The following is a 7,574-nucleotide window of genomic DNA, read 5'->3' as shown; positions in this document are numbered from 1 at the left end:
TCAGGCCAAAGACATTGCCAACGTTCTGGGAGTGAAACAGCGCGGGCAGGGATTTCTCTTCAGTGCCCGTATCATTGTCACCTGGGCCATCGGACATTTGCTGGAGGTAGCCGCACCCGAACAGTATGGTGAGCAATTCGGTCCGCCTTGGCGGATGGAGGTGCTGCCGGTGCTGCCTGCGCAGTGGCAATGGACAGTCAAAAAAGAGGCCGCTGACCAGTTTGCCGTGATTCAGCAATTATTGAAACAGGTCGATGAGGTGATTATTGCCACTGATGCCGACCGTGAGGGGGAAGTGATTGCCCGCGAGTTGCTGGAATATTGCCGTTTCACCGGTACGGTCAGGCGGCTGTGGCTGTCGGCCCTGGATGAAACCAGCATCCGGCAGGCATTGGCGGCCATCTTGCCGGGTGAGCAGACGGCAGCACTCTATCAGGCCGGACTGGGGCGGGCACGGGCCGACTGGTTAACGGGCATCAACCTGACCCGCCTGTATACCCTGAAAGCACAGGCACTGGGTTTTGGAGATGTGTTGTCCATCGGGCGGGTGCAGACCCCGACACTGGCACTGGTAGTGAACAGGGATAAGTCCATCAATCAGTTTGTGCCAAAACCGTACTGGCAGGTTCTGGCGAAGCTGGAAAAAGACACTGTCCGCTTTAAGGCTAAATGGCTGCCCGCCGCAGAGGAGGGCGATGAAGAAAACCGCTGTACCCGAGAGGCCGCGGCACAGGCCGTGCAACAACGTTGCCAGCAGGCAACGCAGGCCACGGTAATGGCCGTCAGCAAAAAACGGGAGAAAACACCGCCACCGCTCTGTTTTGATTTGGGGACATTACAACAGACAGCATCTCGTCTCTGGGGTATGGGCGCCAGTCAGGTGCTGACGATTGCCCAGTCCCTGTATGAAACCCATAAAGCCACGACCTACCCACGCACGGACTGCGGGTATCTGCCTGTGTCCATGCAGGCGGATATTCCGGTGGTATTAACGGCGCTGGTGCGCACCGATACGGCCATGGCTGATATTATCAGTCGGCTGGACAAACAACAGGTTTCCCGGATCTGGAATGACAAAAAAATCACGGCACACCATGCCATTATCCCCACACGTCACATCTTTGATATCACCCGGTTAACGACCGATGAGCTAAAGGTTTATCAGCTTATCCGTCAGTACTATCTGGCGCAGTTTCTTCCTGCTCAGGAAACCGATGTGACTGAGGTAACACTGGAGATCGGCGGGCAATTATTCCGGGTAAAAGGTCGGGTTAATGTGATTGCAGGCTGGAAAGCGCTGTTTGCAGATGGAACGGGAGAGCATGAGAAGAAAGAAGAGCAGGAAGCTGATTTACCGTTACCGACCCTTAATCAGGGTGATCGCTGTCAGATTATTGAGGTAAAAATTCAGTCACTCCACACCAAACCGCCTGCACCGTTTACTGAAGGTACGCTGATTGCGGCGATGAAAAATGCCGCCAGTCTGGTCAGTGATCCACAACTGAAACAAGTCTTGCGAGAAAGTGCCGGGTTGGGTACGGAAGCGACCCGGGCTGGAATTCTGGACACCTTGTTTAAACGCCAGCTGATTGAGCGGAAAAAGAAAGCGATCCACGCGACGCCGCTGGCGCAGGAACTGATTGCCGGGCTGCCTGCGGTGTTGACAGATCCGGGCATGACCGCGTTATGGGAACAATCGCTGGAAGATATTGCGCAGGGCAAAGCGTCGCTGGCGGTTTTTATGCAAAAACAGGCGCAGTGGATTTTGCATTTAGTCGAGCGGGGCAAGGCGCAGCCCCTTCATCTGTCGTTGCCGAAAACCCCGGCCTGCCCGAACTGTGGTGGCCGGATGCGGCAACGGCAGGGAAAAACCTCCCCGTTTTGGGGCTGTGTGAACTATCCGGCCTGTAAAGGTATGCTGAATGACAAAGCGGTCACGCAATCACGCAAAGTCAGGCGGGCAAATCAACGGACATGAAGATCTGATTGTTGATTGACGCCCTGATGGGATGCGCGAAAAATCAACCTGTTTCTTAAATGATCGGTGAGCCTGTAACGATCGCCTCTGGGTGGCTGTAAAACTCCCGTAGCCTGAAAGGGAGTGCCTCAACGCGGTACATTTGCCCACCTTTGGAAGCAGATATTGTCAGTCCAACGACAATGAAGGTTCATTATTCTTTATCAGAACGTCAGCAACGTCACTGTCTGACACCCGGCGGGGGAAAATCATTCCCGTCAGGGGACGGGATTTTCTCCGTTGCACCTGATTCTTTACCTCCATGGAGAAAATTGTATGTCTGAGAACACAACTTCGTTAACCAAAAATGACTATTTCAACCTGAATATTAAAGGCCTGGGCTATTTGAATAATATCCGCCATGTCAGCACTGCCAATGGTACGTTCCTGAGCTGCGTGATCAATGCGTTAAATGGTCCGAGTGATAATCCGGTCTATGTGCGTTTTGATATTACCGTAGTTGGCAAGGAGGCGACCAGTCTGATTGCCCGTTGCCAGAAATCGGTAGATGAGGACAAAAAAGTGCTGCTGGGATTTACCTTAAGCAACCCATCCACCGACATTTTTACCCTGAAACGCGGGGATCATGCCGGTGAACAGCGTGTCAGCCTGAAAGCCCGTTTGATCAAAGTCGATTGGATTAAAATCGGCCAGGAAAAAGTCTATCAGGCCGAACAATCCGATTCGACGCCGCCACAAAACGGTGTCGCGCAAACTGAATATGCAGAAAATTCATTCTGATATTTATTCCACTGACTTGCCCTGAATGTTTTCAGGGCAGTCTCTTTATTATCAAAGACAACAGGATACAGATATGAATATCGCACCCATTGGGATTCTGGCACTGCAATATTGTCATAAGCAATTACCGTTAACGGTGTTGCAAACCCGTGCAGGCTTTTATATCGGCACGATAGAGGGCAGCGTGCCCTGCTCCCGTGAGTCTATGGAATATTTTGCCAGCCGAGAACAGGCGGAGTTTGCCCTGAAGCAGGGGCTGTGGACACAACGTCAGTCATCGTAACAGAGAGGAAATGGGTATGTCTTCACGGGGAGTAAACAAGGTTATTTTACTGGGGCATCTGGGGCAAGATCCGGAAATCCGCTACTTGCCTACTGGTGGCACGGTAGCAACACTTTCACTGGCAACCTCCGAAAATTGGCGGGATAAACAAACTGGCGAAATTCGGGAGAAAACCGAATGGCACCGAGTGGTGATCTTCGGCAAATTAGCGGAAATTGCTGCGGAATACCTGCAAAAAGGCGTTCAGGTTTACATTGAAGGTCAGTTGCAAACGCGTAAGTGGCAGGACCAACAGGGACAGGATCGTTATTCAACGGAAGTGGTGGTGAGCGTCAATGGCACAATGCAGATGCTGGGAAGTCGTGGCGATGCAAAGAATGCAACTGCACGGCAGGCTAGGCATAAGCCAGCACAAAAGGGACAACCCTCTCATCCGGTGAAAGAGATAAAAAATACTCAACTGGTACAGACAGCTGTTTTACCGGACGGTGATAACGAAGAATTGGGTTGGTCGGATGAAATCCCATTTTGACATTGTCTAACATATGGCCCTGTTATTACAGGGCTGATTAAGTAGCTTCTTGGTCTGATTTTCATTCCATGGACTTAACAAATAAATGATACAAAAGCTACATTCCCCACAGATTTTTTCAATCTTATCCATCCATTTTGTTAGTATAGAATCATAACGTCTAAGTGATGGGCCCATAATTAAGGATAATTACCCAAATTTTATGCAATAGCATCGAATGAGTTTACTTCTTCGTTATTTCTTGTAGGTAGGAGCTAAGGCGAAATAGTACTAGCTCTTGATAATATATAGGTGGCAGTTTCTCGCCAAGTACCCAACTCTGAAGTGTTCTACTAGGGACACCATAAAGTATCTGACACATCTCTGACTGTGTGATTGCAAGAGATTTTTGATATTTCTTTAGTTCTAAAGAGAACTCTTTCTTTTTTATCATTGTACTTATTCTAAATAAAACATTGACGAATGCGCACTGAGTGCGTATTATACCCAGAAATTAATGATACCGAAATTAGATCTAATATACTATGCCAATTGAAACGTACTCAAAGCAATATATCGAAGCAAGTCAGCTTATTGATAGTTTAGTTGAAAAATATAGCAGAAAACTCATAGTTAACTCTGACTTAGATAGAAAGTTAGTTAGTTTTCAGGCAAATAAAATCGAACCAATCTTTAGATGGTTTCACTATAGAGAGGGATTCTCAAAGCAGTTAATTGAGTATATTTTGGATAAGCTTGATGCGAAACCAGGGCAAAGTTTACTTGATCCTTTTGCTGGGACTGGTGCAGCTCCATTTGTTGCTGAAAAATACAAAGGTATGCATGGTATCGCTATTGAATTAATGCCTGTTGGAGCTTTTTTTATAAACTGTCGTAATGTATTTGCTAGTATTTCGTCTGAACGACTAATTGAATATGCAAAAAAAGCTCTTGAAAGCAGAGATAAATGGCTTTCTGTGGTACCCAAATGGAAATTTAGCCATTTAAAAATAACTAAAGACGCATTTTCGCCTGAGTCGGAGTTGGAACTATGTAAATACAAAACTTGGCTTGATACACAGGAAGATGAGTCGTTTAGATTATTTTTAGATTTTGTTTCATTTTCCATTTTAGAAAAATTTAGCTTTACTAGAAAAGATGGACAGTATTTAAGATGGGACTATCGCTCACCTCGCTTTTATGGTAAAGATAAAAAGACATCTTTTGACAAAGGCCCGATATATACTTTTTTTGAGGCGTTAAGCGATAAACTTGATCACATAATTAATGATCTTGAACATTCAAAAGATCTATTTGAAGAGAAAATAAACGCAGAGAAAAATCAGATTGATATTATTCAAGGATCTGTACTTGAAAAAATAGATGAATTAGAAGATGAAAGCTTAGATTTTGTGATTACGTCCCCGCCATATTGTAATCGCTATGATTATACTAGAACTTATGCTTTAGAGCTGGCATATCTTGGTGTAGATGAAGATATTATTCGGGAGCTTCGTCAAACCTTACTTACTTGCACGGTGGAAAATAAACCAAAGTCATTTGAGTGGATCGAATCTGAATTAAAAAATAAAATTGATACTACTTTCAGAAGTCAAAGGTGTTTATCAAAGATAGTATCTTTTTTAGATAGTGAAGCAAAAAAAGGAACTTTAAATAATAAAGGCATAAAGACAATGGTCGAAGGATATTTCTATGATTCAACCGTTCATCTTGCTCAGGTTTCTAGAAAAATGAAAATTGGGGCAAAGTATGTAATGGTTAATGATAATGTTCAGTATAATGGATTAGAAGTACCTGTGGACTTACTATTGTGTGAAATTGCTTCAGAATTTGGGCTTAAAACGAAGACGATTTGGGTTTTGCCTAAGGGTAAGGGAAATAGCTCGCAACAAATGAAAAAACATGGACGAAGCGAGCTGAGAAAGTGTGTGTACGTTTGGGAGAAGCAGTAAAGAATAACTTATTAGCTATTATTATGACTGGCCAGTTTATATCTTCATGATATTATGATGTCTATCACTTCATCAAACTGGTCAGGATAGTTTATGTTTGCAGCACCTTTTAGCCAGCCAGATTCTAATAGTGAGAATATTTCTTTTGACATGGCAGTTTCAATGGCCGAACCTAAGAATACTAAGTTAGGTGCACTAATTTCTTTTTTTCCAAATGAAGAAATTATACGCTCTAATGCTGTCTTAGCTGTTTTCCAATGTTCATCAGCACCTGCAGGATCTATTCCTCCTTTCAGCTCCCCACAGCAAAGGTAGTCTTCCGGATTTTCAAGCTCTCTAGTAATAGCCGAATGACCTTTTAACACTATGATATCAACTGATTTATCTATAAATTTTGGTTTCTTATCAAAAATTATACACCGTTCTTCATCACTATGGTTTGTCCATTGAACCGCAACAATTTTATTTGATTTATTATATTCTGGTTTTGGTGATAGCCTCCGATTCTCTAATTCAGCTATAATAGAATTTGTAAGCTTCTCTTGTGCTAATTGTCCGATAACATTCCTCATTGTCCCTCCTAGCGAATCACCGGCAGTTAATAAATAGCGTTGTTGAAGAGACCTTACATATTCACCATCATTTAGCTTTGAGAAATCTATTAGTTTGTTAATTATTTTGTCTTGAATGTCTGTTGACAAGTGAGATAAGCTTTTTTTAGAAAGCATACAAGAAGCTATAACAAATTCGAGTAGAGTATCATCATCTCTAATGTCTTTGATTGTTTCTATACCATTGGCATTTTGGGCGAAATACTGAGCGGTTTTTATAATTGATTCTGTACGCCTAAGTTTTTCATTTGCTTGTGATAAGAAACCCGTTTCAGTAGCTTCTTTATTAGTTACTAAATCAAAGGCTTGTGTGACTGTTTTCATAAGTTAATCCATTGTTAATATGAATAGATATTTTCTGCCCTTTACAATATGGGAGAGTATCATTTATAAAATCACATAACCTAATGTATTTTAATGATTTTTACAATGGGTCTTTTTACAGATATAAAATTTATTTGTGCCTTATTGTTCTCTATTTAGTGAAAACCAAAAGTAGAAATCGCCTTCATCTATTGGGAAAACATGTAATCCTCTTCTAGAAAATATTCGACTTGTGCAAACATCAATCCCTGCTCATTATGAAGTTCGGAATGTGAAAATATTCTTTGAAAATAACTTAGGAAAGAGCCTATTTTGATTATGACAATGCAGTGAGTGAGGTCAAACTAGCCGTTCAATTTATTTACTTATTAAACTTACACATTCGATTATTGAATTAGATAACGCAATTCGTTAAAGTAAAAAAGCTATCGGCAAAATCTGATAGTCAAGGAATCTCACCCTTGCTAAGAGTAACCCACTGGTAGGAATTTTCTGCCAGTGTGCCTGTTATCGCCCTTTCAATGGCGGTTCAGGCAGGGGAGGCTTCGGCCTCGCCGGAAGGTTACTCCCGGTAGTGAGATCCCTGTCTGAACCACCACCAATAATCAACAGAAGGGGAAGCAGGTATGATTAATACTCACCAAGACTGGCACCCAGCCGAAATTATTTGTGCATTACGCAAACGTGGTACGACACTCGCCGCTTTATCCCGCGAATCGGGACTCAGTTCTTCCACTCTGGCAAATACTCTGTCTCGTTCATGGCCTAAAGGAGAGCTGATCATCGCGACCCGTTTGGGAATGGAACCCGCTGAAATCTGGCCCAGCCGTTATTTCGATGATTACGGCAATTTTATTGAACGAAAAATACGTCAGCCAGTTGATGAAAACCAGCCAGAGGCTGAATAACGCGCTGATATAAACAATAATGTAATAACACCTTTTTCGGCATGTTAATTTCCAGCAAACACAATTGAGTTGTTCATTGAATACATCACCGGGTTCCTTGCATAGTCAGGATTATGTTACGACTGAGCAGGAACCTATTTGGCATGAAAATAAATGCGTTAGTTGGTCTGATAGCGATAACGTTGACCGGATGTGTGGCTCCGGTA

At 43.4% G+C, this 7,574-nt stretch carries 8 protein-coding genes; 7 read left to right on the top strand and 1 reads right to left on the bottom strand.

The window, feature by feature from the left end:
* The 6 genes from ABLA85_RS18010 to ABLA85_RS17985 all read left to right on the top strand — a co-directional run.
* The coding region (locus ABLA85_RS18010; protein ID WP_367965707.1) for a DNA topoisomerase III at nucleotides 1–1,978 on the top strand (1,978 nt) is incomplete at its 5' end.
* A 152-nt stretch (nucleotides 1,979–2,130) separates the two neighbouring features.
* A complete protein-coding gene (locus tag ABLA85_RS18005; protein ID WP_367965706.1) occupies nucleotides 2,131–2,301 on the top strand; it encodes a hypothetical protein in 171 nt (56 codons plus the stop codon).
* Nucleotides 2,294–2,758: an STY4534 family ICE replication protein gene (locus ABLA85_RS18000; protein ID WP_367965705.1), complete on the top strand. Its 465-nt coding sequence runs from the start codon at nucleotides 2,294–2,296 to the stop codon at nucleotides 2,756–2,758. The genes ABLA85_RS18005 and ABLA85_RS18000 overlap by 8 nt, the downstream gene beginning before the upstream one ends.
* A gap of 73 nt (nucleotides 2,759–2,831) precedes the next feature.
* On the top strand, nucleotides 2,832–3,041 hold the full coding sequence (locus ABLA85_RS17995; protein ID WP_367965704.1) for a hypothetical protein: 210 nt from the start codon (nucleotides 2,832–2,834) through the stop codon (nucleotides 3,039–3,041).
* 16 nt (nucleotides 3,042–3,057) lie between these two features.
* Nucleotides 3,058–3,573 carry a single-stranded DNA-binding protein gene (gene ssb, locus ABLA85_RS17990; protein ID WP_367965703.1) on the top strand — a complete coding sequence of 172 codons (516 nt, stop codon included), beginning with the start codon at nucleotides 3,058–3,060 and terminating at the stop codon, nucleotides 3,571–3,573.
* 524 nt (nucleotides 3,574–4,097) lie between these two features.
* Entirely contained in the window at nucleotides 4,098–5,525 is a 1,428-nt protein-coding gene (locus tag ABLA85_RS17985) for a restriction endonuclease (protein WP_367965702.1), read from the top strand.
* Between the two features lie 44 nt (nucleotides 5,526–5,569).
* Here ABLA85_RS17985 and ABLA85_RS17980 read toward each other — a convergent pair whose 3' ends face one another.
* On the bottom strand, nucleotides 5,570–6,460 hold the full coding sequence (locus ABLA85_RS17980) for an AvaI/BsoBI family type II restriction endonuclease (protein WP_367965701.1): 891 nt from the start codon (nucleotides 6,458–6,460) through the stop codon (nucleotides 5,570–5,572).
* 626 nt (nucleotides 6,461–7,086) lie between these two features.
* Here ABLA85_RS17980 and ABLA85_RS17975 point away from each other — a divergent pair.
* Entirely contained in the window at nucleotides 7,087–7,368 is a 282-nt protein-coding gene (locus ABLA85_RS17975) for a helix-turn-helix domain-containing protein (RefSeq protein WP_367965700.1), read from the top strand.
* Nucleotides 7,369–7,574 lie beyond the last annotated feature (206 nt).

Origin of the sequence: Xenorhabdus sp. SGI246, from assembly GCF_040838225.1 — a bacterium.
In the GTDB taxonomy this organism is placed as follows: Bacteria; Pseudomonadota; Gammaproteobacteria; order Enterobacterales; family Enterobacteriaceae; genus Xenorhabdus; species Xenorhabdus indica.
This window is presented reverse-complemented; position numbering and strand designations above follow the sequence as displayed.

What these genes read in the sequence shown, in the direction of transcription:
- ABLA85_RS17975 (WP_367965700.1), top strand. Translation starts at nt 7,087, where the DNA reads ATGATTAATACTCACCAAGACTGGCACCCAGCCGAAATTATTTGTGCA.
- ABLA85_RS17980 (WP_367965701.1), bottom strand. Translation starts at nt 6,460, where the DNA reads ATGAAAACAGTCACACAAGCCTTTGATTTAGTAACTAATAAAGAAGCT.
- ABLA85_RS18000 (WP_367965705.1), top strand. Translation starts at nt 2,294, where the DNA reads ATGTCTGAGAACACAACTTCGTTAACCAAAAATGACTATTTCAACCTG.
- ABLA85_RS17985 (WP_367965702.1), top strand. Translation starts at nt 4,098, where the DNA reads ATGCCAATTGAAACGTACTCAAAGCAATATATCGAAGCAAGTCAGCTT.
- ABLA85_RS17995 (WP_367965704.1), top strand. Translation starts at nt 2,832, where the DNA reads ATGAATATCGCACCCATTGGGATTCTGGCACTGCAATATTGTCATAAG.
- ssb (WP_367965703.1), top strand. Translation starts at nt 3,058, where the DNA reads ATGTCTTCACGGGGAGTAAACAAGGTTATTTTACTGGGGCATCTGGGG.